The organism is Nocardiopsis tropica (assembly GCF_042660575.1).
GTDB classification, from domain to species: domain Bacteria; phylum Actinomycetota; class Actinomycetes; order Streptosporangiales; family Streptosporangiaceae; genus Nocardiopsis; species Nocardiopsis tropica.
The window spans coordinates 106,501-131,896 of record NZ_JBHSUF010000012.1 but is presented as its reverse complement, the minus strand read 5'-3'; the positions used below and the strand labels follow the sequence as shown (position 1 = coordinate 131,896).

18 protein-coding genes and 1 pseudogene are annotated in these 25,396 nt (G+C 74.3%); 9 read left to right on the top strand and 10 right to left on the bottom strand.

Annotated elements, in window-relative coordinates:
• Window positions 1-337 precede the first annotated feature (337 nt).
• A complete protein-coding gene (locus ACFQBR_RS20260; RefSeq protein WP_344176645.1) occupies window positions 338-1,567 on the bottom strand; it encodes a hypothetical protein in 1,230 nt (409 codons plus the stop codon).
• A gap of 403 nt (window positions 1,568-1,970) precedes the next feature.
• A complete protein-coding gene (locus ACFQBR_RS20255; RefSeq protein ID WP_344176647.1) occupies window positions 1,971-3,179 on the bottom strand; it encodes a cell wall protein in 1,209 nt (402 codons plus the stop codon).
• A 554-nt stretch (window positions 3,180-3,733) separates the two neighbouring features.
• Between ACFQBR_RS20255 and ACFQBR_RS20250 the strand changes: the two genes are divergently transcribed.
• From ACFQBR_RS20250 to ACFQBR_RS20235, 4 genes are all read left to right on the top strand, one after another.
• Window positions 3,734-4,633, top strand: a complete 900-nt coding sequence (locus ACFQBR_RS20250) for an N-acetylmuramoyl-L-alanine amidase (RefSeq protein WP_344176648.1) — start codon at window positions 3,734-3,736, stop codon at window positions 4,631-4,633.
• Window positions 4,634-4,713: 80 nt separating this feature from the next.
• Window positions 4,714-5,010 carry a hypothetical protein gene (locus ACFQBR_RS20245; RefSeq protein WP_344176649.1) on the top strand — a complete coding sequence of 99 codons (297 nt, stop codon included), beginning with the start codon at window positions 4,714-4,716 and terminating at the stop codon, window positions 5,008-5,010.
• A gap of 28 nt (window positions 5,011-5,038) precedes the next feature.
• Complete coding sequence (locus ACFQBR_RS20240; RefSeq protein WP_267947737.1) at window positions 5,039-5,743, top strand: DivIVA domain-containing protein; 705 nt, start codon at window positions 5,039-5,041, stop codon at window positions 5,741-5,743.
• Window positions 5,744-6,086: 343 nt separating this feature from the next.
• Window positions 6,087-7,016: a M48 family metallopeptidase gene (locus ACFQBR_RS20235; RefSeq protein WP_344176651.1), complete on the top strand. Its 930-nt coding sequence runs from the start codon at window positions 6,087-6,089 to the stop codon at window positions 7,014-7,016.
• A gap of 207 nt (window positions 7,017-7,223) precedes the next feature.
• On the opposite strand, the gene ACFQBR_RS20230 is transcribed toward ACFQBR_RS20235, so the two are convergent.
• The 3 genes from ACFQBR_RS20230 to ACFQBR_RS20220 all read right to left on the bottom strand — a co-directional run bounded on the left by ACFQBR_RS20230 (window position 7,224) and on the right by ACFQBR_RS20220 (window position 8,754).
• On the bottom strand, window positions 7,224-7,484 hold the full coding sequence (locus tag ACFQBR_RS20230) for a DUF6504 family protein (RefSeq protein WP_267947735.1): 261 nt from the start codon (window positions 7,482-7,484) through the stop codon (window positions 7,224-7,226).
• A 162-nt stretch (window positions 7,485-7,646) separates the two neighbouring features.
• The gene (locus ACFQBR_RS20225; protein WP_267947734.1) at window positions 7,647-8,117 is read right to left on the bottom strand and encodes an NUDIX hydrolase; all 471 of its coding nucleotides are present in this window, start codon (window positions 8,115-8,117) and stop codon (window positions 7,647-7,649) included.
• Between the two features lie 52 nt (window positions 8,118-8,169).
• A complete protein-coding gene (locus ACFQBR_RS20220) occupies window positions 8,170-8,754 on the bottom strand; it encodes a GNAT family N-acetyltransferase (protein WP_344176652.1) in 585 nt (194 codons plus the stop codon).
• Window positions 8,755-8,868: 114 nt separating this feature from the next.
• Here ACFQBR_RS20220 and ACFQBR_RS20215 point away from each other — a divergent pair, with 114 nt between their 5' ends.
• Window positions 8,869-10,143 carry an ROK family transcriptional regulator gene (locus ACFQBR_RS20215; protein WP_344176653.1) on the top strand — a complete coding sequence of 425 codons (1,275 nt, stop codon included), beginning with the start codon at window positions 8,869-8,871 and terminating at the stop codon, window positions 10,141-10,143.
• Between the two features lie 135 nt (window positions 10,144-10,278).
• On the opposite strand, the gene ACFQBR_RS20210 is transcribed toward ACFQBR_RS20215, so the two are convergent.
• Window positions 10,279-13,164, bottom strand: coding sequence for a glycoside hydrolase family 3 C-terminal domain-containing protein (locus tag ACFQBR_RS20210; protein ID WP_344176654.1), 2,886 nt, complete (start codon window positions 13,162-13,164; stop codon window positions 10,279-10,281).
• Window positions 13,165-13,360: 196 nt separating this feature from the next.
• On the opposite strand from ACFQBR_RS20210, the gene ACFQBR_RS20205 reads away from it, so the two are divergent.
• Genes ACFQBR_RS20205 through ACFQBR_RS20195 form a run of 3 tightly spaced genes read left to right on the top strand, consistent with a single transcriptional unit; the run spans window position 13,361 to window position 16,999 of the window.
• Complete coding sequence (locus ACFQBR_RS20205) at window positions 13,361-15,022, top strand: extracellular solute-binding protein (RefSeq protein ID WP_344176656.1); 1,662 nt, start codon at window positions 13,361-13,363, stop codon at window positions 15,020-15,022.
• Between the two features lie 16 nt (window positions 15,023-15,038).
• Window positions 15,039-16,091, top strand: a complete 1,053-nt coding sequence (locus ACFQBR_RS20200; protein WP_378554167.1) for an ABC transporter permease — start codon at window positions 15,039-15,041, stop codon at window positions 16,089-16,091.
• Window positions 16,088-16,999, top strand: coding sequence for a carbohydrate ABC transporter permease (locus ACFQBR_RS20195; RefSeq protein ID WP_344176658.1), 912 nt, complete (start codon window positions 16,088-16,090; stop codon window positions 16,997-16,999). The genes ACFQBR_RS20200 and ACFQBR_RS20195 overlap by 4 nt, the downstream gene beginning before the upstream one ends.
• 72 nt (window positions 17,000-17,071) lie before the next feature.
• On the opposite strand, the gene ACFQBR_RS20190 is transcribed toward ACFQBR_RS20195, so the two are convergent.
• The 4 genes and pseudogenes from ACFQBR_RS20190 to ACFQBR_RS20175 all read right to left on the bottom strand — a co-directional run bounded on the left by ACFQBR_RS20190 (window position 17,072) and on the right by ACFQBR_RS20175 (window position 22,919).
• The gene (locus ACFQBR_RS20190) at window positions 17,072-17,371 is read right to left on the bottom strand and encodes a type II toxin-antitoxin system RelE family toxin (RefSeq protein ID WP_344176661.1); all 300 of its coding nucleotides are present in this window, start codon (window positions 17,369-17,371) and stop codon (window positions 17,072-17,074) included.
• Window positions 17,368-17,649: a type II toxin-antitoxin system Phd/YefM family antitoxin gene (locus tag ACFQBR_RS20185; protein WP_344176664.1), complete on the bottom strand. Its 282-nt coding sequence runs from the start codon at window positions 17,647-17,649 to the stop codon at window positions 17,368-17,370. Before ACFQBR_RS20185 ends, ACFQBR_RS20190 begins: the two co-directional genes overlap by 4 nt.
• Before the next feature lie 94 nt (window positions 17,650-17,743).
• Window positions 17,744-20,098: pseudogene (locus ACFQBR_RS20180) on the bottom strand (xyloglucanase); the annotation flags it as partial.
• Window positions 20,099-20,354: 256 nt separating this feature from the next.
• Window positions 20,355-22,919, bottom strand: a complete 2,565-nt coding sequence (locus ACFQBR_RS20175) for a glycosyl hydrolase family 95 catalytic domain-containing protein (RefSeq protein WP_378554092.1) — start codon at window positions 22,917-22,919, stop codon at window positions 20,355-20,357.
• Between the two features lie 374 nt (window positions 22,920-23,293).
• On the opposite strand from ACFQBR_RS20175, the gene ACFQBR_RS20170 reads away from it, so the two are divergent.
• Window positions 23,294-25,285, top strand: coding sequence for a beta-galactosidase (locus ACFQBR_RS20170; protein WP_267950221.1), 1,992 nt, complete (start codon window positions 23,294-23,296; stop codon window positions 25,283-25,285).
• The last annotated feature ends 111 nt before the right edge of the window (window positions 25,286-25,396 follow it).

Below are 25,396 nucleotides of genomic sequence, written 5' to 3'. Positions count from 1 at the left end.
CGGACCCGGCGGTGCAGGAGCAGGCGCTGTGGGCCCCGCGCATCGGGTACCGGACCGCCTCCGGGGCGGGGCGCGGACGGCGCTCCCGGCGCGTTCGGAGGGTCCCCGGAGCCACAGCCCGTCGAACGCGGACCCTGCGGGACGGACGTGCGTCCATGCGGTCCCCGAGCGCTCCAGGGCCTGTCCGAGGGGCAGGCGTGGGGCGGACTCCGCCCCAGGTGGGGCCGGGCACGCGGGAGTTATGGATTCGTTGCGCGGAGGCTGTGGCCGGGAGGGCCGCCCGACACGCGTCCGGCCCCGCTCCCCGGGGAGCGGGGCCGGACGCGGACGGCGGCGGTCAGTCCCCGATCCGGTCGTCCATGGCGGTCGTGCGCTTGCGTGCGAGGAAGGTCGCGGCGGCGCCGCCGCCCACCGCCACCACGGCGGCCGTGATCAGCCCGGCCAGGGACCCGCCCGTGGTCGCCAGGCGGTTGTCCGGCCTCGCGGCCTCCTCCTCGGCGGCCTCGCCCTTGTCCCCGGGCACGGGCGGCGCGCTCGCGGCGTAGGTGGAGCCGAGCGCCCACGAGTCCGCGAAGTCCACGGCGAACTCCTTCTCCTCCTCGGGGGCCCCCACCTGGACCCACACGGTCATCCAGCTGCGGATGCCCTTGCCGTCCCACTCGGCGTCCTCGTCCTCGAAGGTCGCCTCGTTGACCACGAAGCGCACGCTGACAGGGACCTCCAGGGCCACGTCGCCGCTCTCGTCGAAGAGTTCGATGACGTCCTCCACGACGACCCCGTCCGCGCCCACGGGGCCCACCGGGACGCCGAACGCGGTCAGGCGGCCGTGCTCGAAGGTCGCCTCGGTCACTCCCCCGTATCCGGCGCTCGCCGAGCTGGCCGCGTCGGCGAGGGTGAACTCCACGGCGTTGCCGTCGGCGGCGACGGTGCCGGAGTTGGTCTCGTCCAGGACGAGCAGCTCGTCCTCCTCGCTCGGGGACTGCTCCGGTGTCTCCCTGTGCCCCTCACCGGGCGTCTGCGGGCTCTTCTCGGGCTCCGGGAGCCGTCCGCCCTCCTCCTCGGCCGCACCCGGCTCCCCCTCCCCGCCCGTGGCCCCGGGGCTGGGCTCGTCCTGGAAGGGCGTGCCCTCCCCCGTCGGCTCCTCCTGCGGCTCGCCGGAGGGCTCGGACAGCTCCACGTCCGGCGGCACGTCGACCATCCCGTGGGCGGCGAGGTCGGCGACGTCCATCCGGAAGGTGGCGGTGTCGACGGTGGCCGCGGCGAGGGCGCCCTCGCCGTCGACGAGCGTGTGGCTCTCCCCGTCGATCTCCACGTAGTCCGCCATCGGGCCGAAGAGGTCGTCGGTGTCGGCGCTGGCCTCGGTCTCGCCGCCGAAGCTGACGGCGGTCGAGTACCCGGTGACGACGTCGCCGTCGGCGACCCACGCCTGGGCGTTGCCCCAGACCATGGGGGTCGTCGAGGCGGAGGCGGTCGAGGTGAGGACGGAGGCGGGGCCGATGGCGCCGAGCGCGGCGAACAGGACGCCTGCGCCGACGAGTCGGCGTGCGATCGGCTTGGCGGGAGTCACCACAACACTCCTGTTGTATCTGGGGGATGTCCGGCCGCGCGGGCCGGCCTGCGCCGGGAGCGGTCCTCAGGATCGCCGGGGCGGTCAGGGCCGGTCCGGCCTCGGTGCGGGGCGGCGATAGGGGGGCCTTCCCACCCCGGGAAGGAACTCCGACGCGCGGCGCGCCCGTAGGGCGAGCCTAACCGCTGGATCACAAAACGGAAACCGTCCTACGTTCGACTATCGGCCGACAAATATGTATTAACCCTCAGATAACGGAACAGATGTCGGGGAAGTTCCGGGGCGGTGGTCCCCGGACCGCAGCCCTTCCGGGCGCCGGGCGCAAGCGGGCCGGGCACACGGAAGGGCCCCGGGGGACGCGTCCCCCGGGGCCCGGTCGGTCCGGTGCCGACCGCCGCTACGGCTAGCCCTCGCTGCTCTCGGCGGCGGAGTCGGCGGCGCTCTTCCTGCGGCGCGCGAAGTACGCGGCCGCGCCGCCGCCGGCGGCGATCGCGGCGCCGGCCGCGATCAGCCCGGCGAGGGGGCTGCCGGTCGTGGCCAGGGCCTCGGTCGGCTTCGGCTCCGGCTTCGGCTGGTCCTCTGCGTCGCGGGACGGCGGGTTCTTGTCGTCGCCTCCGTCACCGTCACCGTCGCCGCCGTCACCGTCGCCGCCGCCGTTGCCCGCGTCGTCGGCCGTCACGCCGACGCTGGCGTAGGTGACGCCCAGGGCGTAGGTACCGACCTCGGGCTGACCGGGGACGCTGATGTCCACGAGCAGCGCGGTGTAGGCGTCGTCCCAGTCGAAGCCCGCGTCGTCCGAGGTGTAGGTGCCCTGGTCCTGGTACGGGTCGCCGACCACGGCGTCGAGCTCGTTCACCTCGTAGGAGACGGCGCCCGGGACGACCGAGTGGGAGACGGAGCCGTCCCACGCCTGGGTCGTGGTGACGCTCGCGCCGGAGATCGTGGCGGACAGGACGATCTCGTCGTCCGCGGAGGAGAGCTCGATGTCGTCGGCGTCCAGCTCGACGAGCGGGGCCGCGGCCTCCTCGCCTGACACCTCGCCGCCGTCGGCGGCGGGGGTCTCAGGGACCTCAGGGGCCTCGGGGGTTTCCGCGGACGGGTCCGCGGGCTCGGCCGGAGGCGTCCCCGCGTCCCCGTCGCCCTCGCCCTCACCCGGAGCGGTGGACTCGTCGTCCCCGGGCTCCTCGGGCTCCTCCGAGGGGGTGGCGGAGGGGTCGTCGTCCGCGTCCGACTCCTCGTCGTCGGCCTCCTCGTCCTCCGCGTCCGCGATGATCTCCTCGACGTCGGAGGCGGTGAGCCGGATGGTGGCGCTCGCCACCGTGGTGGTGGCGGTGGCGCCGTTGCCGTCGACCGAGGCCGAGGTGGAGGCCTCGATGCTGAAGTACTCGTCGAGGGCGCCGGAGAAGCCGCTGGAGTCGCTGTTCGACTCGCCCTGGGGGGTGATGTAGGTCTCCGCGATGCCGTACCCGTCGGCGACGTTGGCGTGGGCCCAGCCCACGGTCTGGGTGTCGGCGGCGGCGGGGAGGGCCGTGGCGACGCCGAGCGCGCCGAGCGCCGCGAAAGCGGCGCCGCCCTGGAGAATGCGGCGCGCGGTCACGCGAGTGTTCTTCAAGTCAATCCTCATTCGGATCACCACAGTCCGAGACTTCTCGGACCGGCCTGGATGCGCGCACAACCGCCGACAGCGGGATTTCGGGGGCGCGGAACACGAACCAGGGTCGGATGGGGGATGGCAGTGGGCACACAGAAGCCCTCTGCCTGCGGAAATGGGGAAAACGCGGTCGCGACCACAGAACGGTGGGTCGGCGGAACCGAGTCGGAATGACTTCCCGTTTCCTCACTCGAACCTTACATCGGACGAAACAGGAGAATCAGCCGAGATCCCATCACGAACAGATCACGATGAAGAAGGGCGTCACTCTGAGCAATGGATTCATTCTCTTCAGGGTTTTTTCCCGAACGGTGTAAACCTCGCCCGGGAACGGGCGTCCTACAAGAAAAGGCGTACCCCGTGAAGGGCGTTTCGCGAGGCGCGGCACATCCCCGGGCGCCTCCGCGGTGACGGGCGACACATCCCCTTTGTCCGGCCCCTCTCCCCTGCCGAACACCTTTCGTCGGGATATGAGTCGGTATGCCCCGGGTACCGCGAGCGACTAGGTTGTGGGCATGCCCGTCTCCGCACCGCCAGGGCCCCGGAGCCGCGCCACCCGCGCCCTGTCTCTGGCGTCCCTCGCCCTCCTCCTCACCGCCGCCTGCTCGGCCTCGCCCGGAGGGGCCTCCGGCGGCGACCCCACGGCGGCGCCTCCCCTCCCCGGGCCGCAGGACGGCGGCGACGCCCCCGACGGCGACCGCGACGCCGCACCCGGGGACGACGCGCCCGACGACGGCCCCGTCGGCGAGGGCCCCCTCGGCACACGCGTCGTCGTCATCGACCCGGGCCACAACGGCGGCAACGCCTCCGCGCCGGACGAGATCAACGCGCTCGTCCCCGCCGGCCCCGCGGAGAAGGCCTGCGACACCGTCGGCGCCGAGACCGGGGACGGCTACCCGGAGCACGAGTTCAACTGGGAGCTCTCCCTCCTGGTCAAGGAGCGGCTGGAGGCCGACGGCGCCACCGTCCTCCTCACCCGGGAGGACGACGAGGGCGTCGGTCCGTGCATCGACGAGCGCGCCGGGATCGGCAACGAGGCGGAGGCCGACGCGGCCCTGTCCATCCACGCCGACGGCGGGCCCGAGTCCGGTCGCGGGTTCCACGTGATCATGCCCGGCGAGGTGGACGGCTTCACCGAGGAGATCGTGGAGCCCTCCCGGCTGCTCGCCGAGGACGTCCGCCGCGCGTACCTGGAGGGGAGCGACATCCCCTACGCCGACTACCTCGCCGACGAGGGCCTGGACGAGCGCACCGACCTGGGCGGGCTGAACATGTCCACGGTGCCCAAGGTGTTCCTGGAGGCGGGCAACATGCGCAACCCCGAGGACGCCGAACTCCTGTCCGACCCCGCGTGGCGCGAGCGCGCCGCGGACTCCATCGCCCAGGGGATGGCCGCCTACCTCATGCGGAGCTGAGGACCGGCCGGAACGTCCGCACCCGGCCAAGACCGCCCGTTCGTATGGCGGGGGCCGTCCCGCCTCGGCATAATGCGTGCATGACCTCCCCCCGCCCCGCGCAGGGCCTGCCGGAGGCCCCGGCCCCCGGCGCGGTCCTGCGCGGCTTCCACCGCGCCCGGGCCGAGGACGTCCTCGGCCGGGCGTCCTTCGCGGTGGCCGCGCCCCACGCGGGCGCCCCCTTCCCCGGCCCGCCCGGGGACCGGCGGCCGGCGCCGATCGGCGCCGAGGGCCGGCCCCGGCCCTGTGCGGGTACGGCCGCGGACGGGTACGGGAGGTCCTCGCCAGTCTCGTCGAATCCGCCCTCGGACGCGGAATCACGCGCGGGCCGGGGATGACCGCCACGAGAACCTCCTGAACTGCACAATGGGGACCATGCCTCTGACACCGGCGGACATCCGCGAAAAGAAGTTCCACACGGTGCGTCTGCGCCCGGGCTACAACGAGGAGGACGTCGACGCGCTCCTCGACCGGATCGAGGCGACGCTCGTCGCCCTGGAGGGCGGGCCGCGCACGGGCCCGCTCATCACGGCCGACGAGGTGCGCAACTCACGGTTCCGCACCACGAGGCTGAGCCCGGGGTACCGCGAGGACGAGGTCGACGACTTCCTCGACGTCGTGGTCGCCGACCTCGCCGGACGCGGCCTCGGCCGGTTCGGCGACCGGACCACCCCTCCGCTGCCGCCCCGGCCGGGGGCCTCCCGGGCCGGTGCGGCCGAACGGCAGGACCCGCCGGAGGGCCGGCGCCACACGCCTCCCGGCCGGACCGGCCCCGCGGGGCCGCCGCACAGGTTCGGGATGACGCCGGAGGACATCCGTGAGCAGCAGTTCGCCACCACCCGGTTGACCACGGGCTACAACGAGCAGGAGGTCGACGACTTCCTGGACCGCGCCGAGTTCACGCTCGACGCGCTCCAGCAGGGGCTCCCGGACCGCGCGACCCTCACGGCGGCGGAGGTGGAGCGGGTCCAGTTCGCCACCACCCGGGCGCGTCCGGGGTACGACCCGGCTCAGGTGGACCGGTTCCTGGACGCGCTGGCGGAGGAGCTGCGCCGCTACGAGCAGCAGTAGTCGGGGCGGTCCTGGCGCACACCGGACGCGAGGCGCGGGGGCGGAGCCCGGCCGGCGGGACCGGCCGCGCGTGCCCTCCGGTCCCCGGCGGCGCGGACGGGGGCGGGCCCGTGGAGGGGGCCGGTCCCGCCCGGCGGGCGGGTCCGCGCGGGGACGGGGCCCGCGGCAGGCGCATGTCCCGGGCGGGGCCCGGACGTGACGCCCGGGCAACCAGTACCGACCCGCCTCTTCCGGACACGCCGTAGCGCACGAACCCCATCCCCGGGGAAGCGGAAAGTAATATTTGAACACAGCGAGTAGTCGACCCTGCTGTCTCACTGACCGTGACCCGAGGGGAGGCAGGATGTTCCACCCGACGTGCCCGGAGGGCCGCGCCACCGCCTGGCCGGTCCGCGGCGCGCCCGGCCCCACCGCGCCCACCGGGGCGGGGGCGCGGCTCCCGCCGGTGGCCGGCCGCTCCGCCGACCTGGTCCCGTGCGACGCGGACGAGGAACTCGTGCCGACACCCGCGCACCCGTGGGAGGGACCGCTGCTGGCGGCGTGCGCGGCCGTGACCCTCGTGATGGCCGCGGTGTTCGCCCGCACCGTGTGGTCGGCGACGGGGTCGTGGGAGTGCGTGGTCTGCGCGCTGGCGGCGGTACCCGTGGTGTGCTGGGCGGCGCGGGGGCTGCTGTACGCCCGGCGCCGCGCGGAGTCGGTGAAGATCTCGCCGACGCAGTTCCCCGAGGCGTACCGGACGGTGGTGTCCCTGGCCGCCGACATGGGTCTGCCGAGACCCCCCGAGGCGTATGTCCGGATCGGCGGCGGGCCCTGCGGGACGGACGCCTCCGGCCACGGGCGGCGCCGCTACCTCGTGCTGTCGGACGCGCTGTTCGACGGCGGTGGAGGGCTGCGCGACCCGGAGGCCCTGGCGTTCCTGGTCGCCCACCAGCTCGGCCACGTGGCCGCCGGCCACACCGGTTTCTGGCGGCGGATGGCGACGATCGGCGGGGACCTCGTCCCGGGGCTCGGTTCGGCGCTGTCCCGCGCGATGGAGTACACCGCCGACGACCACGCCTACTCCCGCTTCCCCGAGGGGGCGCACGCCGTCAGGCTCCTCGCCGGGGGAGCCCGCCTCTACACCCGGGTGAACATGGGGGAGATGGCGGACCGGGCCCGCACCGACCGGGGCTGCTCCCTGCTGCTGTACCACCTGCTGATCCGCCGCCCCAGCAACACGCGGCGGATGGCGGCGCTCCGCGACCGCACCCGGCGCGGACGCGTCTTCCTCTGACCGTCGGGACGGCCGTCCGCCCAGGAGCGCGCATCGGGCCGACGCCGGGCGTCCGGCGGGTGTGGGACGGGCGCCGCCACAGGCGGTGTGGGGCGCCGAGGGCCTTCCGGTACGCCGGTGCGGACGTCGCGGTCCACACCGGCACCGGAGGCCCTCTCGTCATGTGTCAGGCGGGGTGGGTGTTACCAACCTCCGTGGTCAGTACACCTAGCTCCACTGGCGGCGCATGGTCCAGCGGTCGGACGCGACGTCGCGGGTGATGTCGATGATGCTGGGCTCCCCCGCCTCGGACTCGGCCGAGACGCGGAGCAGGTGGACCTGGGTGGCGGGTGTTCCGGGCACTTCGGGGCGGGCGGGCCAGTCCCCGATGATCCTGCGCACCCGGAAGGTGCGACCGCGCCAGGTGAACCGGGCGGGGGTGCCGCCCCGGGTGGAACGTACGTCGATGTGTTCGTTCAGGAGACTCACGCGGGCAGCCTATCGAACTCTTGTTCGAGAAAGTCAAGCCTCTCGAAACGGTCGCCCAGCCGGGCGGTGTCGGACCCGGAACACCCTAGGGGCGCGGGCCGCCCGGGGCGGTGGACCCGCCTCCGGCGTGTCGCGGCGCCCGGGCGCCCGGGACCGGAGTCCCTACACGACGAAGTACGGAGCGGGGTCGTCGGCGCGGGCGTTCGCGATGCGGTCGAGGACGCGCTGCGACATGTCCGGCAGCGCGTCCGGCGGGAACCACCGGACCTCCAGGGTCTCGTCCCCACCGGCGTCGGGGGCGCCGCCGACGACGCGGCAGCGGAAGGCCAGGTCGAGGAACTGGACCCGGTCCCCGTTGGGGTAGGTGTGGGGCTCCTGGCCGACCACGCTGGCCAGCCTCTCGACCTCGACCTCCAGGCCGGTCTCCTCCCACACCTCGCGCACGACCGCGCGGGCGGGCTGCTCCCCGGGTTCGAGGATGCCGCCGGGCGCGGCCCAGCGGCCGTCGTCGGCGCGCCTGTGCAGGAGGATGTCGCCGTTCTCGCCGATCACCACCCCCGTGACCCCCACGAGCGGGAGGAGACCGTGGCCGACGTGGTCGCGCAGCGCGAGGAGGAAGTCAGGTACGGGCATGCGCACGAGCCTACGAGACCGGCCGGGACGGCCGCCGCACGCCCCGCGCCCCTCAGCGCCCCCGGGAGGCGCGCTGCTCCTCGTACTCCTCGGCGAGGACCGACATGAGGACGGCGTCGTGCCACTCCCCGTTCCAGCGCAGGCACTTGCGCCGGACGCCCTCCCTGACGAAACCGGAGCGGGCGTAGGACTTCTGGGCGTTGGCGTTGAACGCGAACACCTCCAGGCCCACCCGGTGCAGACCGGCCACCGTGAACGCGTACTCCAGCACCAGGCCGGTGGCCTCGGTCCCGTAGCCCCTCCCGGTGAAGGCCATGTCGTTGAGCGCGATCCGGTACCCGGCGCAGGCGTTGTCCGGGTCGAGTCCGAGGAGCGCGCAGTCGCCCACGGCCGTCCCGTCCTCCCGCGACACGATCACCCAGTCGGCGCGGTCGTGGTGGTCGGGGCGGGTGGCGTACCACCTCCGCAGCACGTCCTCGGTGAACCGGCGGTGGGTCCCCGTGAACCGGCGGACCTCGGGGTCCATGTCCACCGTCGGACCGACCAGGGCCTCGCCGCTCTCGGCGTCGAGGGGCACGAGCCGGACCTTCGTCCCGTGGAGCGCGGGCTGGTCGCGGAAGACGTCGGGGGGAACCATGGTCGGGATTCCACCAGAGGGCCGGGAACGGCGCAACCGGCTTTCCGCGCCCCCTCCGAGGCCCCTGTACGATCCGGGCACGGCGCGCGGCGCCGGCGACGCGAGGGGGACCCGGTGACGGTCGGTTCGGGAACGGTCAGCTTCCAGACGGTCCGCGAGACCAACCTGGGCGTCGTGCTGCGCACGGTCCGCGAGCTGGCCCCGTGTTCGCGCTCGGCGGTCGCGTCCGCGACGGGCCTGAACAAGACCACCGTGTCCAGCCTGGTCGCCGACCTGATGGCGCGGGGGCTGGTCCTGGAGACCGGGGAGACCTCGCGGCAGAGGGTGGGCCGTCCGGGCGTGCTGCTGGCGCTGGACGACTCGTCGGTGGCCGCGGTCGGCCTGGAGGTCAACGTCGACTACCTGTCGGTGGTCGCCGTGGACCTGCTGCGGAACGAACTCGTGGGCCGCCACGTCCCCTTCGACGCGCGTTCGGCGGGGCCGGAGGCGTGCGCGCGGCGCATCGCGCGGACGCTGCGGGAGACCATGGAGTCCCCGCAGCTCAGCGGGCGCGCCGTGGTGGCGGCGGGTGTGGCCGTGCCGGGGCTGATCGACGCGCCCGCGGGGACCGTCACCCGCGCGCCCAACCTGGGCTGGCAGGGCGTGCGGTTGCGGGACCGGGTGGAGGACCTGCTGCGTACGGCGGGGGCGGGTGAGGTGCCGGTCCACGTGGACAACGACGCGAACCTGGCGGCGATGGCGGAGTACCGGGTGGGGTCCTTCGCGGGCACGCCGGATCTGGCGTACGTGACCGGCGAGGTGGGGATCGGCGCGGGCATCCTGGCCGGCGGCGAGCTGTTGCGGGGCGCGGGCGGGTTCGCGGGCGAGGTGGGCCACCTGGCGCTCGCCCCGGACGGCCCGGAGTGCGCCTGCGGACGCCGCGGCTGCCTGGAGTCGCTGGCGGGCATCGGCGCGATCGTGCGCGAGGCCGTGCCCGACCGCGTGCCGGACCGCCCCCTGTCGGGGAGCGACGTCGCGGAACTGGTGTCGGTGGCGGTGGAGCGGGCCGGAAGCGGTGACGGCGTCGCCGTGGGCGCGCTGGAGCGGGCGGGCATGTGGCTGGGCCGGGGGCTGTCGACGCTCGTCAACGTCACCAACCCGAGCGTGGTGCTGCTGGGCGGGTACTTCGTGCCGATGGGACCGTGGCTGCTGCCCGGCTGCCGCGCGGAGGTCGTGGCGAACGTGTTCGCTCCGGGGGCGGGCGGCTGCCGGATCGAACTGTCGGCCCTGGGCCTGAGCGCGGCGGCCCGCGGCGCGGCCGCCTCGATGATCCACGCGCTCGACGTCGGCCTGCTGCCGCTCCCCGCGCCGGGGGCCGCCCGGACGGCGGCGGTCCCGGGCGGCTCGTAGGCGGTCCCACTGACCCGCGGGCGGCTCCGCGGACGCGTCCCCGCGGGGACGCGTCCGGCGACCGCCCCGGCCCGGCCCGGGGACGGACGCGTCCGTCCCCGGGCCGGGGCGCCGGGCGGCGGGTCCCGCCCGGTGTCAGTCCCGCGAGAACCCCAGGGTGGCGACCGCCGTGCCGGAGCGCTCGAACACCAGGTAGACGTCGCGGATCCCGCGGGCGGGCACGCCGTCGGGGACCAGGGGCGCGCGGACGGCCGTGAAGCCGTAGCGGTCCTGGTCCGCCGGAACGTCCACGACGGCGAGGGTCGGCCCGTCGCCGGGGTCGTCCAGGCGCAGGCGCACGGTGGCGGCGTGTCCGGCGTTGACCGACAGGTGGCAGGCGGCGGCCCCCGTGCCGAGGTCCACGTCGTGGAACGCCGCCCAGGCGCCGTCCGCCCGCGCCCGCACCGCGTCGCCGCGTTCGGGGGTGAGCGGGCACAGCGCGGTGCCCCGGGCCTCGTCGTACCCGGTGGCCGACCACGGTGCGTACGCGTCGCGGGGAGGGATGGCCTCCCCCGGGACGTTCAGGGCGGCCGTGGTCCGGATGTCCGTGGCGGAGCGCCCGACGAGCACCTCGCGCGGCGCCTCCTCGACGACGAACCTGTCGCGGGTGGTGTCCCACAGGGCGAGGTCCTCCACGTCGAACGACACCGTGGCCACGGCGCCGCCGCCGGGTTCGACGCGGACACGGGTGAAGCCGCGCAGCGCGCGCAGCGGGGTCCGCACCCGGGAGGCCAGCTGCCGCGTGTACACCTGCACGACCTCGTCCGCGGGGCGGGGTCCGGTGTTGACGACCATGACGGTGACGGTGACCCGGCCGCCGTCGACCGTGACGGCGGGGGCCGCGTACTCGACGTGTGTGTAGCCGAGGCCGTGACCGAACGGGTAGAGGGGGTCCCCCTCGAAGTACAGGTACGTGCCGCGCGCGCCGATGATGTCGTAGTCGAGCGGGCCGGGGAGGTCGTCGGCGGACCGGTACCAGGTCTGGGTGAGCCTGCCGGAGGGCTCGGCGTCGCCGAAGAGCACGTCGGCGAGGGCGTTCCCGTACTCCTGGCCCCCGTGGGCCGACCAGAGGATCGCGGAAAGGTGGTCGTCGGCCCAGGTGACGCCGAACGGGCAGCCGCTGCTGAGCACCAGCACGGTGGCCGGGTTGGCGGCGTGCACGGCGCGCAGGACCCGCTCCTGCGCGGCGGCCAGGTCGAGGTCGGTCCGGTCCTCGGTCTCGCGCCCGTTCACCATCGGGTGGTCGCCCGCGACGACGACGGCGGCGTCGGCGGACGCGGCGGCCCGGGCGGCCTCCGCCGCCCCCGTGCCCAGCCCCGTGACCCGGAACCCGGCGGCCCCGGCGGGGTCGTCGGTGAGCCGGAGGACCCCTTCGGCGCCGACGGCGACACGGCGTCCGCTGTGGACCTGGACGAGGCAGGCCAGGCCGTCGGCGCGCTCCTCGAACCGGAAGGTCTGGCGGACCTCCCAGGTCCCGGGTCCGGGCGCGGTGCAGGCGAGGGTGCCGTCCGGCTGCTCGTCCACGTACAGGCCGGTCCCGGCGGAGCGCAGCGCGCGGGCTCCGCCGCCCCAGTCCAGGAGGTCGAAGCCGGTTCCGTCCCCCTGTCCGGGGGCGGCCACCTCCAGGGGCCCGCCGCCGGCCGGGGCGAGCACCCGTCCGCCGTCGGTGTCGAGCGTGATCCGGTCGGCGCCCTCGCAGAAGACGGTCTCTACCCGTTCGGCGATGCCGGCCCGCGCGGTGACGGCGTAGGGCAGGGTGCCGCTGTACCAGTCCTCCAGCACGGTGTCGCCGAGCTGGCCGATGACGGCGACACGGCGCACGCCGCGCAGCGGCAGCAGCCCGTCGTTGCGGAGCAGGACGAAGGAGCGGGTGGCGGCCTCGCGGGCGAGCGCCCGGTGCGCGGGGGTGTCGTCCGTGTACGCGCCGGCGGGTTGGGCCCCGCCCGGCCGCTCCGCGGCGCCTCCGCCCCCCTCTGCGCGGTCCCCGGCGCCCGGGTCGCCCCCGCCGTCCGGGCCCGCCGGGTGGGCGGGGTCGAACTCGCCGAGCCTGAGCCGGATCGACAGCACGCGGCGGGCGGCCCGGTCGATGTCGGCCTCGGTGAGCAGTCCCCGCCTCAGCGCCTCCCGGACGTGCCCGAGGGGGCCGTCGGGGCGGTCGTCGTCCTGGGTGAGGCTGTCGACCCCGGCGCGGAGGGCGTGCGCGTAGGCGGTCGGCGGGTCGGGGTGGAAGGCCTGGAGCCCGGCCAGGTTGGCGGGGGCGTAGGCGTCGCTGACCACCAGGACGTGGTCCGGGGCGGCCGGGCGCAGGATCTCGCCGATGAGCGGGCTCAGGTGGGCGGGACGCCCGTTGACCAGGTTGTAGGAGGGCATGACGGCGACGGCCGCCCCGTCCTCCAGTGCGGGCAGGAACGCGGGCAGCTCGTACTCGCGCAGGACCCGGGGCGGCAGGTCGCTGGAGGTGACGCAGCGGTCCTCCTCGTTGTTGTAGCCGAGGAAGTGCTTGAGGGTCGGCGCGGTGCGGAGCCGGGCGCCGTTCCCGGCGAGGCCGCGCGCGTGGGCGGTCGCCAGGAGGCCGGTCAGCCACGGGTCCTCGGAGTACCCCTCCTCGTTGCGCCCCCAGCGGGGGTCGCGCAGGGGGTTGACCACGGGCGCCCACACGTTGCGTCCGGCCCCCCGGTCCAGGCTTGCGAGCACCGCGTCGGCGGTGGCCTCCCCGACCCGGCGGAGCAGGTCGGGGTCCCAGGCGCTGGCGAGGCCGAGGGCCTGCGGGTAGACGGTGGCCGGGCCGAGCCAGGCCAGGCCGTGCAGCGCCTCGGTGCCGGTGCGGAAGGGGCCGAGGCCGACGCGCTCGACGGGGGCCTGGTGCTGGTGCAGGAGCCCGATCTTCTCGTCGGTGGTGAGGCGGCTGAGCAGGTCGTCCAGGCGGAGTTCGTCGGGGAGGCCGGGGTCCCGGTGGGGCGGGACGGTCGCATGCGTGCTCATGGGGGTTCCGTCTCTCGTGCGCGGAGGCAATGCCCCTCGAAATCGAACCGCTTCGACTTCGACGTCGAAGGGATCTTGTGTGCCACATCACAGTGCAGTAATTTGTTTGTCTAAACGGCCAACTAATTCATAGCAAAATGGCCCTTCGTTTCCTACCCCCCTGGGCTCCGGCCTGCTCGACCGAAGGAACGACGCTATGCCCCCCACCCCCCTGCTTCCCATGCCCGGCCGCCGGCGCTTCCTCGGCCTCATGGGAGCCTCCACCGCGGCCGCCCTCTCGGCGGGCGTGCTCTCCGGTTGCTCGTCGGGATCGGGCGGCGGAGGCGGCGGCTCCGCCGCGGCCGCCACCTCCCTGGACGACCTGATCCCCACCTACATCCCCTTCGAGGGCGTCTCCCCCGACATCGAGGGGCTGCACGGCGCGCCCTCCGGGTTCACGGCCTACCCCGACACGTTCCTCCGGGCGGTGTCCGAGCCGCGGGGACGCGGCGGCGAGTACACGGCGATGACCCCCATGTGGGGGCCGATCCCCCCGGGGCTGGGCAACAACTCGTTCTTCGACCACGTCAACGGCCGGCTCGGCTCGACGGTCAGGTTCAACTTCCAGGACGGCAACACGATCATCGACAAGATGAACGCGGTGATCGCCGGACGCGACGTCGCCGACATCACGATGTTCCCCGACTGGGTCATCAACCTGATCCCCCAGTTCAACCGGGCCGTGGGCGAACTCTTCGAGGACCTGACCCCGTACCTGGCCGGCGACGCTGCCGCCGCCTACCCCCTGCTGGCCAACCTGGAGAGCGACGCCTGGCGCTGGAACGTCTTCAACGGGCAGCTCCAGGGCGTGCCCTGGCCGTCCGAGCCGTTCAGCAACTGGGTCCTGTACCGGCGCGACCTGCTGGAGGAGTACGGCCTGGAGCCGCCCACCAGCCCGGACGACCTGTTCGCGATCGGCGAGGAGATCAACGACCCCGACGGCAACCGGTGGGCGTTCGGCGACTTCAACCTCAGCATCCGCCAGGTGTTCGGCGCCCCCAAGCAGTGGCGCTACGAGAACGGCGAGCTCATCCACATGTTCGAGACGGACGAGTGGCGGGCGAGCGTCGAGTACATGCGCAGGATCTTCGACGCCGGACTCGTCCACCCCGACGTCGTCGCCCAGGCCGACAACTCCAAGGAGCTGCTCAACTCCGGTCAGATCGTCTTCAACCAGGACGGCATCGGCGCCTGGCACGAGGCGTACGCGGCGATGCTCGGCGACCACCCCGGCTTCCGCCTGGACCTGATGCCGGTGTTCGGCGACTCCGGCCGGGACCCCGTCATGCACACCGCGGACCCCTCCGCCCAGTCCGTGTTCGTGCGCAGGGGGATGGAGCCGGAGCAGATCGAGGAGGTCCTCGGCATCCTCGACTTCTGCGCGGCGCCGTTCGGCACCCAGGAGTACATGGACTACCGGTACGGCGAGGAGGGCGTCCACCACGAGCGCTCCGACCGGGGGGCGCCCCAGCTGACCGACCTGGGCAACGGCGAGGTCAACGACGGCTACTACTTCCTGAGCGGGCGCCCCCAGGCGATCACCGAGAGCCAGTACCCGGACTTCGTCGAGTGGAAGACCACCTGGTACAACCACGCCGCCCAGTTCACCGAGGAGGACCCGTTCGCGGGCATCCGCATCCAGCGCCCCGAGCGCTTCTCCGGTGCGGAGACCCCCATGACCGACAAGGTCGAGGACATCATCCGCGGGCGCGAGGACCTCGGACAGCTGGACCGGGCCGTCGCGGACTGGCGGCGCGACGGCGGGGACGAGGGCCGGGAGTTCTACATGGGGGTCCTCCAGGAGCACGGCCGTGACTGAGCGGACCGGCGCCCCCGTGGACGGCCTCCGGCGCGGCGCCGCGCACGGCCCCGGGTCCGGCCGGGATCCGAGCACGCCGCGGACGGCGGCCCCCGCGTCCCGGAAACGCGGGGGCAGGGCACGGGCCCGGACCGTCCCCGACGTGAGGCGCCCGACCCGCGCGCCGCTGCGCGCCCGGCTGCGCCGCGACTGGCAGCTCCTGCTGATGACGGTCCCGGCGCTCGGGCTGCTCGCCGTCTTCCACTACGCGCCGACGCTCGGCAACGTCATCGCGTTCCAGGAGTACAACCCCTGGGACGGCCTCCTCGGCAGCCCGTGGGTCGGGTTCGCCCAGTTCGAGCGGCTGTTCACCGACCCGCGCTTCTGGAGCGCCGCAGGCAACACCCTGGTCATCGCCGCGGTCCAGCTGGTGTTCTTCTTCCCGATCCCCATCGCGCTGGCGATCCTGCTGGACAGCGTCATGACGCCGAGGCTGCGGCTGCTCCTCCAGAGCATCGTCTACATGCCGCACTTCTTCTCGTGGGTCCTGGTCGTCACCCTGTTCCAGCAGATCCTGGGCGGGGCCGGGCTGTTCTCCCAGCTCCTGCGGCAGAACGGGTACGCGCCGCTGGAGATCATGAGCGACCCCGACGCGTTCCTGTTCGTGGTCACCTCCCAGATGGTCTGGAAGGACGCGGGGTGGGGGACGATCATCTTCCTCGCCGCGCTGGCCGCCATCAACCAGAACCTCTACGAGTCGGCGGCCGTGGACGGCGCCAACCGCTGGCAGCGCATGTGGCACATCACCCTGCCGGGCCTGAGGCCCGTCATCGTCCTGCTGCTGATCCTCAAGATCGGCGACATCCTCAACGTCGGGTTCGAGCAGTTCTACCTGCAGAGGGACGCCTTCGGCGCGCAGGTCTCCGAGGTGCTGGACACCTTCATCTACCACCAGACACTGGTCACGGGGAACTTCAGTGCGGGAGCGGTCGCGGGCCTCGTGAAGGGCGTCGTCGGCCTGGTCCTGATCCTGCTGGCCAACAAGCTGGCCCACAAGATGGGCGAAAACGGAATCTACCGACGCGCATGAGCACACTGTTCAAGGACCGCCCCGTGTGGGCGGAACGCCCGAGCCTCCCCGCCCGCGCAGCGAAGAACACCACGCTGGCGGCGATCGCGGCCGTCATCGTCTTCCCCCTCTACGTCGTGGTCCTGACCAGCCTGTCCCCCGCCTCCGCGGTGAACGCCGCGGGCGGGCTCGTCATGGTGCCCCAGGGCTTCTCCCTCCAGGCCTACGCCGACCTGTTCGGCGGCGGCGTCGTGTCCCGGGCGGTGCTGGTGAGCCTGGGGGTGACGGCGGTCGGCACCGCCGTCAGCCTGGCCGCCACGGTCCTGGCCGCGTACGGGCTGTCCCAGCCGGGTTCGCTGTGGCACCGGCCGCTGCTGTTCGCGGTCCTGCTGACGTTCCTGTTCGCACCCGGCATGATCCCGCTGTACCTGCTGGTCGGCGACCTCGGACTGATCGACAGCTACTGGTCGCTGATCCTGCCGACGGCGGTCAACGCGTTCAACCTGGTGGTGATGCGCGCGTTCTTCATGAACCTGCCGGGGGAGATCGCCGACAGCGCCCGGGTGGACGGGGCCGGCGAGTGGACGATCCTGACCCGCCTGGTCCTGCCCATGTCCAAGGGGGTCACCGCCGTCGTCGGGCTGTTCTACGCGGTGGGCTACTGGAACGCCTTCTTCAACGCGATCCTCTACATCAACGACAACGCCAGGTGGCCGCTGCAGCTGGTGCTGCGGCAGTACGTCCAGCAGGGACAGCAGATCAGTTCGAGCTCGGTGGTCGGCGACGCGGTCCAGGGGACGGCGTCGGCGCCCAACCTGGCCATCCAGATGGCCATCGTGGTGGTGGCCCTGGTGCCGGTCACGTTCATCTACCCCCTGGTGCAGAAGCACTTCACGAAGGGCGTCATCATCGGCGCCGTCAAGGGCTAGCGGGGCCCCGGCGCGCCCGTCCCGGCCGGACGGGCGCGCCGGGCGCGGATCGCCCGAGAGCCCTGAGCGGCTTCAGAGGTCCTGCCGGTGGACGTCCCGGCGATCGCCGACCGTGATGCCCCAGACCCACACGATCGGCTGACCGTCGTCGTCCTTGTCCAGGGTGTAGACGGCGCGGTAGGCGCCGACGCGCAGTCGCCACCGGCCCTGGTGGCCCGACAGGGGCCTGATGTCCAGAGCACTGGTGTCACCGTCGTCGAGGGCGTGCTGGAGCTCGGACAGTCGGCGCAGGATCCGGACGGCCTCGTCACGGGGGATCCCGCGCATCCTGCGCTGGGCCGCGGGCGTGAAGCGGGTGAGGTGCCTGATCACGTGTCCCCTCGGGCGAGCTGAGCGGCCATCTCCTCCAGGGAGACGGACTGCTCCCGTCCCTCGCGTTCGGCCTCGTCCGCGAGCCGGTGGAGCCACGCGTCCTCGGCCGACCGCACGATGTGGAGCATGCGGCGGTACTCGTCGGCGTCGAGCAGGACCGCTGTGGTCCTGCCCCGCTGGGTGATGAAGGTCGGTGTGCGGTCGTGGCGGGCACGGTCGATGGTGTCGGCGAGGTGTCTGCGCACCTCCGACATCGTGGCTGTCACTGGCTCGTTCATGCCACCAATGTACTGCATGTACATCCGTTGCCGTCGTGGTGTGGCAGAGGCGCGGGGCGGGGAGCGTTCCCCGGCCCCCGCGCCCCCTGCGCTAGGCCGGGTCGCCGTAGACGATGCCCCGGCCGTTGGTGCCGATGTAGACCCGGCCGTAGACGTTCGGGTCACCTGTCACCACGGCCCCCGTCCAGCCCCACTGGTGCCGGTCGTCGTTGATCCGGACCCAGGTGGCGCCCGCGTCGTCGGAGCGGAAGATCCCCCGCACGCCGTCGATCCGCGAGCTGGTGTAGACCGCCGGGTAGTCGGACCCCGGCGCGGGGGCGCCGAAGCCGACCGCGTCGCCCTCGTCCACCGCCCCGACGCGCTCGAAGGACGTGCCCGTGTCGGTGGTGCGCCACATCCCGTAGTCGTCGCCGGCCCCTCCGGCGACCCACACGTCCCCGGTGTGGCCGGGCACCGCTCCGAAGCGGATGTTGCCCTCGGCGGGCAGGCCGTCGAAACGCGCCGTGAAGGCGGCCCCTCCGTCCGTGCTGGTGTAGAAGGTCCCCCCGGCCACCGCGTAGAACACGTCCGGGTCCACCCTGTCCGCCTCGACCCGGGCCCCGGCCGGGACCCCGGTGGAGGCCGTCCACGACGAACCGCTCGTGGTGGACACGTGCACCCCCGTCCCGTCCGGGCTCCAGACGATCGACGAGCCGTCGGCCCCGACCGCGACCGTGCCGCCTCCGGTCACCCCGGCGGGCTCCTGTCCCGCCCACCAGCTGTCGCCGCCGTCGGTGGACAGGCCGATGGCGGCGTCGTCCGCTCCGCCGCCGACCCTCGCGATGGTCGCGGGGGCGAGTTCGGCGAAGTCGAGAGCGGTCCCTGCGCCCCAGTGGGGCTCGTGGAACATCCGGTCCGGGACGGTGTCCAGGTCCTCGTGGGTGAAGCCGCCGAGGTCGAGCATCGCCGAGTGGAGGGGCGCCCCCTCGGGCGGGCTGATCAGGTCGTTGACGGCGGTCTCCTCGATGCCGTGGGCCTTCACCTCGATGTCGAAGACGGTGTCGTCGTCCCAGTTGGTGAGGTTGTCGCTGCCGTAGACGGTGGCGCCGGTGCCGTACATGAACCGGTCGGAGTCGAACGGGTCGATGGCCATGGCCTGGGTCATCCAGCCGAGCTTGGGCTGGGTCTCCGGGGGCGTCCCGGCGCCTCCCCAGTCGAGCCAGGGCGCGGTGGAGATGTCCATGTCGTAGCGGGTCTCGCGCTCGGGGTAGGAGCTGTACTCCCATGCCTGGGTCCAGGTCTGGCCCCGGTCGGTGCTGCGGTAGATCTGGATGTCCGGCCACCAGGAGATCTGGGTGGCGACCATCAGCGTGTCCGGGTCCTGCCGGTCGACGGTGAGTCCGCCGTAGCCGAAGTAGTTGTCCGCGGAGTCGGAGGGCACGGGGCTGATGCGCGTCCACCCGCCGCCGGCGGTGTCGAGCCGCCACACGTCGCCGGAGTCGCCGTCGTAGGGGCCGGGCGTGCTGGTGGTGGCGAGGTAGAGCTGTCCGCCCTCGTGGTCCACGACCGCGTGCGCGGGCAGGAACCCGGTGGGCGCCCCGGGGACGGGTTCCCAGCTCTGTCCGCCGTCCCGGCTCCGGTAGAGGGGGTCGTCGAGGTCCCCGACGCCCGCGTAGACGTCCTGGGTGGGCTCGCCGGGCGTGCCGCTGGACGGGTCGAAGACGACCCAGGTGACCCCGGTGACGTCGCTCGCCATCCCGGTGCCGTCGGAGGGGTCCTGGACGTAGTCGCCGGGGTTGGGGAACTCCTCCACCTCGGCCCAGGTCACACCGAAGTCGGTGCTGCGCCACAGCCCGTGGCCGCCCCGGGCCCCGAAGTACACGATGCTGTTGTCGTTGGGGTCCACGGCGAGGCGTTCGCCCAGGCCGCGACCGGGCATGTTGCCGCCGAGCTTGAACGGCAGCTCGGTGGCCTCCCAGGTCTCGCCCCGGTCGTCGGAGCGCAGGATGGCCCCGTTGTTCGGGTCCCAGTCGTTGGTGTAGGTGCCCGCGGCCGCGTAGACGCGGTCGGGGTCGACGGGGTCGGTGGCGATGCTCACCACGCCCGTCCAGCCCCAGTCGTCCCAGCCCACCCAGTCGAGCAGGGGGTCCCAGCGCTCGGTGGCGGTGTCCCAGCGGTAGGCGCCGCCGATGTCGGTGCGGGCGTAGGCCAGGCCGGGTTCGGTCTCGCTGAAGACGATGCCGGGGACGAACCCCCCGCCGGCGATCTGCGCGTTGTCCCACGTGTACGCGTCCTGTGCGGGGGACGGCCCGGAGGGGGCGGCGTCGGCGGTGGTCACGGCGGCCGCGGCGGCCGTCGCGGCGAACACCGTCGCGGCGGCGGCGGCCAGGAACCGCCGCGAGCGGGTGGAGAGTTCGGGGGGTTCGGACGGTTCGGGGGGTCCGGCGGGTCCGGACGGGTGCGGAGGCATGTGCGGGCTCCTCGGTGGGGGGAAACGTCCGCCGCCGGGAAATCCGGGGCCCGGGGGCAGGCGCGAATTCACCATGAGTCTGATGAGGCGACCAAGTAGCGGCAAGGGGTGTTGTGGCATTAATTTCGAAGCGCTTCGACTACGGCGCGGAACCGCTTCCCCTCGCCCGGCCCCGCCGGTCCTGGGGACACGTGGACGGAGTGCCCGCGGGCCCCGCGCCGGGACGGCGGGCGCCTCCGGCGCCGGCCCCTCCCCCTCAGGGGCGCGGCCCGGAGCGGCCCGGGGAGGCGCCCGCGGGGCCGTGGCCGACCCCCGTCCGGAAGACGACCCCGACGGCCCGTTCCGGTCCGACCCGGACCGTGCGCCGGGTCCCGTCGGGGAGGCCGACCACGGCGGTGCGCGGCTCCACCGAGCGCAGCTCGGCGCGGGCCGCGCCGCCCTCCCAGTCGAGGCTGTCGACGATGATCCCGCCGCGCGCCCGCAGGCCCTCGACCCGTCCGCCCGGCCAGTCCGGGGGCAGTGCGGGAAGGAGGTCCAGGCGGCCCTCGCAGGAGCGGACGAGCATCGCGGCGACGACCGCCGGGAACCCGCCGCCGATGTCCACGTTGAACAGCGCTCCCCTGTTGTGGGTGGGGACCAGGGTGGGCCGCCAGTAGCGGGTGGCGAGCAGGCCGAGGGTTTCGTGCGCCTCCCCGGCCAGCCCCAGGTTGGCCGCCGCCAGCCCCAGCTGGACGAGGCCGAACGCCATCTCGTCGGCCTCCTGGCCGCGCCACCATCCGAGGCGGGCGCGGACCGCGCGGACCGCCGCCGCCCGCAGGCGGGGCGAGGCGAGAGCCGGGTCGGTCTCGTACCAGAGCGGATAGAGGTGGGAGGCGTGGCGGTGGGCGTGGTTCTCGGTCTGCTCGACCGCCCCGGGGGCCGCGGGTCCGGCCCACTCGGCGAGTTCACCGCCGCGGGCGACCCGGTAGCCGGGCAGGCGGGCCCCGAGCTCCAGCCAGCGGCGGGCGCCGCGGTTCCTACGGCCTCCGGGCGCGGACCCGTCGAGGACGCGGTGGGCGCGTACGAGGTTGCGGGCCAGGTCGCGGGCGGCGGCGACGTCCATGGTGGCGTTGACGGCGGCCTGGCCGTCACCGTCGCCGGGGGTGTTCTCCGGGGAGTAGGAGGGGACGAGGCCGTCGGCGGTGACGAAGTCCTCGTAGAACTCCCCGGCCGCGGTGAGGAAGGGCAGGGCCCGGTCCCGCAGGAAGGCGCGGTCGCGGGTGTGGGAGTAGTGGTCCCAGTAGAGGCGGGACATCCACGCGGCTCCCGCCGTCCAGCAGGTGAGGCACCACTCGGGGCCGAAGTGGTTGTGCCGCCCGGAGGTGGAGGCGTGCGCGGGGAGCACCGCCCCCCGGCAGCCGTGGAGGCGGCGGGCGTTCTCGGCGAGGTCGTCGGCCATGCCGTCGAGGAGGTCGAACACGCCTGTCATCAGCTCGGGCGTGCCGGTGGCGTGGAGGGCGGCGACGGCGGAGGGGAGGTTGCCGTCGAAGGTGTACCCCGAACGCCACGGCGGGTCGTAGGTGCCGCTCCACACCCCCTGGAGGGTGGGCGGGAGGTCGCCGCAGCTGGAGATGACGGCGTACCGTCCGGCGTCGACCAGGCGGGCGATCAGGTCGGGGGTGGGGCCCGCCTCCAGGAGGTCCTCGCCGAGGGGCGCTCCGCCGGCCCCGCCGACGGCGGCGCCGTCGCGGTTCCCGGCGCGCCCGGGGGCGGGGCGTCCTCCGGAGCCGCCGAGGCGGAGCCGGAACCGGTCCATCAGCTCACCGTGCACGTCCTGGTTGCGGGCGAGGATCCCCTCGAAGTCCACGGCGGGGGGAGCGCCGGGGGCACCGGAGGCCGGAGTGCCGCCGGGGACGCCGACGGCCCCGTGGTCGGACGGGGGCCCCGGGCGGGACGGGGGCCCCGGCGCCGGTGGCGGCCCGGGGGCGGGCACGTGCACGCGGGCGAGCAGCCTGACGCGGGTGGCGCCCCGGAGTTCCAGGCCGTCCTCCACGACGCGGACGCTCCCGCCCTCGGCGACGACGTCGCAGGTCACCGTGTACCCCGGCAGGGTTCCGGGCGGGCGTTCGGGGAAGCCGACGCGCAGCGCCATCAGCCCGGGGGCCGTCTCGGACTCCACCGCCAGACGGACCGGCGGGCTCTCCTCCAGGAGGGTGAGACGCAACAGCCCGTCCAGTCCGCCCCCGCCGGTCCCGCCCTCGGAAACGGCCGCGGCGGGCACGTACCCGGGGTCCGCCGCACCGCCTCCGGCGCGGTCGCCCGCCCCCGGGCCGTCACCGGGTCCCGCGCCCGTGAGCGCCCCGGCGGAGGTGATCTCCACGGCCACCGCGTGGTCGGGGCGGGAGGCGAGGACCCGGTGCACGACACCGCCCGGCAGGTCCTCGGTGACCAGGCCCGTGTCCAGGTCGCACCGGCGCTCCACCGGACCCGACCGCGGCCTGAGCGGGACGAACGACAGCACGGCCGCCCCCACCAGCGGGTCGATCCACCGGGTCTGCGCGTACCCGGGGTCCTCTTCGGCCGCCGTCCGGACGATGAGCGCGGCGGCCTCCCGTGAGCGCCCGCGGAGCAGGAGCCGCCGGACCTCGGGCAGGACCCGGGAGGTCCGCGGGGCGGGCAGGGACTCCGTGACGGGCAGGAACAGCCGTTCGTGGCTGAGGGTGACGCGGGTGCGGCCGGCCGTGGAGTGCACGAGCGCGCCCAGGCGCCCGCTGCCGGTGACCAGCGCGTCCTCCCAGTCCGCGACCGGGTGGCGGGTGCGGACCTGACGTGTCGCGAACATGCGGGCTCCTCGCGTGGGGGTGTCGCCGGGGGACGCGGTATCGCCATACTTTGTTGGCCCGCGCGCCGAACCGGCCCGCGCCCACCCTAGGAGGAGCCCCCATGCCCACCCCGCCGTCGCCTCCCCCGGACCGTCCCGCCCCGGCGGGAAGCCCGCACGGGGCCCCGCCGCCGGCACCGCCCTCCACCCCGCCCGCAACGCCTCCCGCCGCGCAGCCCCCCGCCCCGGCGGCCGCGGTCCCTCCCTCCTCCCGGCCCGCGGCCGCGCCGCCCACGACCCCGCCCGTCACACCCCCCGTGGCGCCCCCGGCCCGGCCCGCGGCCTCTCCCGGCGCGCCCTCCGCCCCGGTCTTCCGTACCGCCCCGTCGTCCCCGCTGTGGTTCGGCGGCGACTACAACCCGGAGCAGTGGCCCGAGAAGGTCCGGGAGGAGGACGTCGACCTGATGCTCCGCGCCGGGGTCAACCTGGTGACGGTGGGCGTCTTCTCCTGGGGCCTCCTCGAACCCCGCGAGGGCGAGTACCGGTTCGAGTGGCTGGACCGGACCATGGACAGGCTCGGCGAGGCCGGGATCGGCGTCGCGCTGGCCACGCCGACCGCGTCCCCCCCGCCGTGGTTCACCCTCGCGTACCCCGACGCGATGCCGGTGACCGCCGACGGCACCCGGCTCACGCACGGCAGCCGCGACACCTACGACGTGTGCGCCCCGGCCTACAGGGAGGCTTCGGCACGGATCGCGCGTGCCCTGGCGGAGAGGTACGCGGGCCATCCTGCGCTGCGGATGTGGCACGTCCACAACGAGTACGGGTCGTGGTCGCACTCGGACCACACCGCGCGGGCGTTCCGCGACTGGCTGCGCAGGCACCACCACGACCTGGGGAGGCTCAACGAGGCGTGGACGACGGCGTTCTGGAGCCAGCACTACTCGGAGTGGGAGCAGATCCTGCCGCCGCGCGCCACGCAGTACCTGCCGAACCCGGCGCACGTGCTGGACTTTCGGCGGTTCCTGTCCGACGAGATGCTCGACCACTTCCTCGACCAGCGCGACGTGCTGCGCGAGGTGCGCCCGGACGTGCCGGTGACCACGAACCTGGCGTTCGGGGACTGGGTGCCGGTGGACCCGTGGCGCTGGGCGGAGCACCTGGACCTGGTGGCGGTGGACGACTACCCCAGCCTGACGGGGCAGGGCGGCGCGGAGCAGACCGCGTTCGCGGCCGACCTGGCGCGCTCGTGGGCGGCCCGGGTCCCGGGAGGGGGCAGGCCGTGGCTGCTGATGGAGCAGGCGGCGGGTGTGACCTACACGGGCGAGCTGACCCGCCCGAAGAGCCCCGGCGAGACGGTGCGGCACAGCCTGGCGCACGTGGCGCGGGGGTCGCGGGGGGCGATGTTCTTCCAGTGGCGGGCCTCCCGGGGCGGCGCGGAGCAGTGGCACTCGGGGATGGTGCCGCACGCCGGCCCGGACTCGCGGATCTTCCGCGAGGTGTGCGAGCTGGGAAGCCTGTTGCCCCGTGTGGCGGAGGCGAGCGAGGCGGAGGTGGTCGCGGACGCCGCCGTCACCTGGGACCCGGAGTCCTGGTGGGCGCTGGGAAGCCCGTCGCTGCCCTCCCGGAGCGTGGACTACCTGGAGTCGGTGCGCCAGGTGCACCGGGTGCTGTGGCGGTCGGGCCGCACGGTGGACTTCGTGCGCCCCGACCGGGAGCTGCCCCGGGTCCCGCTGCTGGTGGTCCCCGCCCTGTACCTGCTGTCGGACGCGGCCGCTGAGCGGTTGGCGCGCTACACCGAGGGTGGCGGGACCCTCGTGGTGACCTACCTGAGCGGGCTCGCCGACCCCTCCGGGACGGTGCGGACCGGCGGGTACCCGGGGGCGCTGCGGGACCTGCTGGGGGTGCGGGTGGAGGAGATGTACCCGATGTTCGCCGGGGAGACGGTCGGCATGGACCTGGGGATGGTCCGCGAGGAGGTGACGACGTGGAGCGAGCACGTCCACCTGGCCGGGGCGGAGGCCGTGGCCAGGTACGCGGGCGGGCCCCTGGACGGGTTCCCGGCCGTGACGCGGCGGCGCTACGGGGCCGGTGAGGCCTGGTACGTGTCGGCCCGGCTCTCGGACCGCGGGTTGGGCCGGGTGGTCTCCGAGGCGGCGGGCACGGGCCCGTTCCCCGAGGACGGGTTGGACGTGGTGCGCCGGGTCGGCCCGGACGGGGCGTGGGTGTTCGTGACCAACCACGACGACCGGCCCCGGCGCATCGACCCGGCCCGGCTGGGGTTGGGGCCTGACGCCGTGGACCTGCTGTCGGGTGCGTCGGCGAAGGGGTTGAACCTGCCGGGGGGCGGGGTCGCCGTCCTGCGCGGGCATCCGGTCACCGGCTGACCGGCGCCCGGGGCGGGGGCGGGACCGCGCCCCGGCGCCGCCCCCGCCACCGGACCGCACAGGGCCCCCGACACCGGACCGCCGCACCGTTGACATTTAGTTGTCTGTCTA

Excerpts from the sequence above, each read along its gene's own strand:
- ACFQBR_RS20235 (WP_344176651.1), top strand. The coding sequence starts at position 6,087 with ATGTTCCACCCGACGTGCCCGGAGGGCCGCGCCACCGCCTGGCCGGTC.
- ACFQBR_RS20225 (WP_267947734.1), bottom strand. The coding sequence starts at position 8,117 with ATGCCCGTACCTGACTTCCTCCTCGCGCTGCGCGACCACGTCGGCCAC.
- ACFQBR_RS20210 (WP_344176654.1), bottom strand. The coding sequence starts at position 13,164 with ATGAGCACGCATGCGACCGTCCCGCCCCACCGGGACCCCGGCCTCCCC.
- ACFQBR_RS20205 (WP_344176656.1), top strand. The coding sequence starts at position 13,361 with ATGCCCCCCACCCCCCTGCTTCCCATGCCCGGCCGCCGGCGCTTCCTC.
- ACFQBR_RS20175 (WP_378554092.1), bottom strand. The coding sequence starts at position 22,919 with ATGTTCGCGACACGTCAGGTCCGCACCCGCCACCCGGTCGCGGACTGG.
- ACFQBR_RS20195 (WP_344176658.1), top strand. The coding sequence starts at position 16,088 with ATGAGCACACTGTTCAAGGACCGCCCCGTGTGGGCGGAACGCCCGAGC.
- ACFQBR_RS20220 (WP_344176652.1), bottom strand. The coding sequence starts at position 8,754 with ATGGTTCCCCCCGACGTCTTCCGCGACCAGCCCGCGCTCCACGGGACG.
- ACFQBR_RS20240 (WP_267947737.1), top strand. The coding sequence starts at position 5,039 with ATGGGGACCATGCCTCTGACACCGGCGGACATCCGCGAAAAGAAGTTC.
- ACFQBR_RS20245 (WP_344176649.1), top strand. The coding sequence starts at position 4,714 with ATGACCTCCCCCCGCCCCGCGCAGGGCCTGCCGGAGGCCCCGGCCCCC.
- ACFQBR_RS20185 (WP_344176664.1), bottom strand. The coding sequence starts at position 17,649 with ATGAACGAGCCAGTGACAGCCACGATGTCGGAGGTGCGCAGACACCTC.
- ACFQBR_RS20250 (WP_344176648.1), top strand. The coding sequence starts at position 3,734 with ATGCCCGTCTCCGCACCGCCAGGGCCCCGGAGCCGCGCCACCCGCGCC.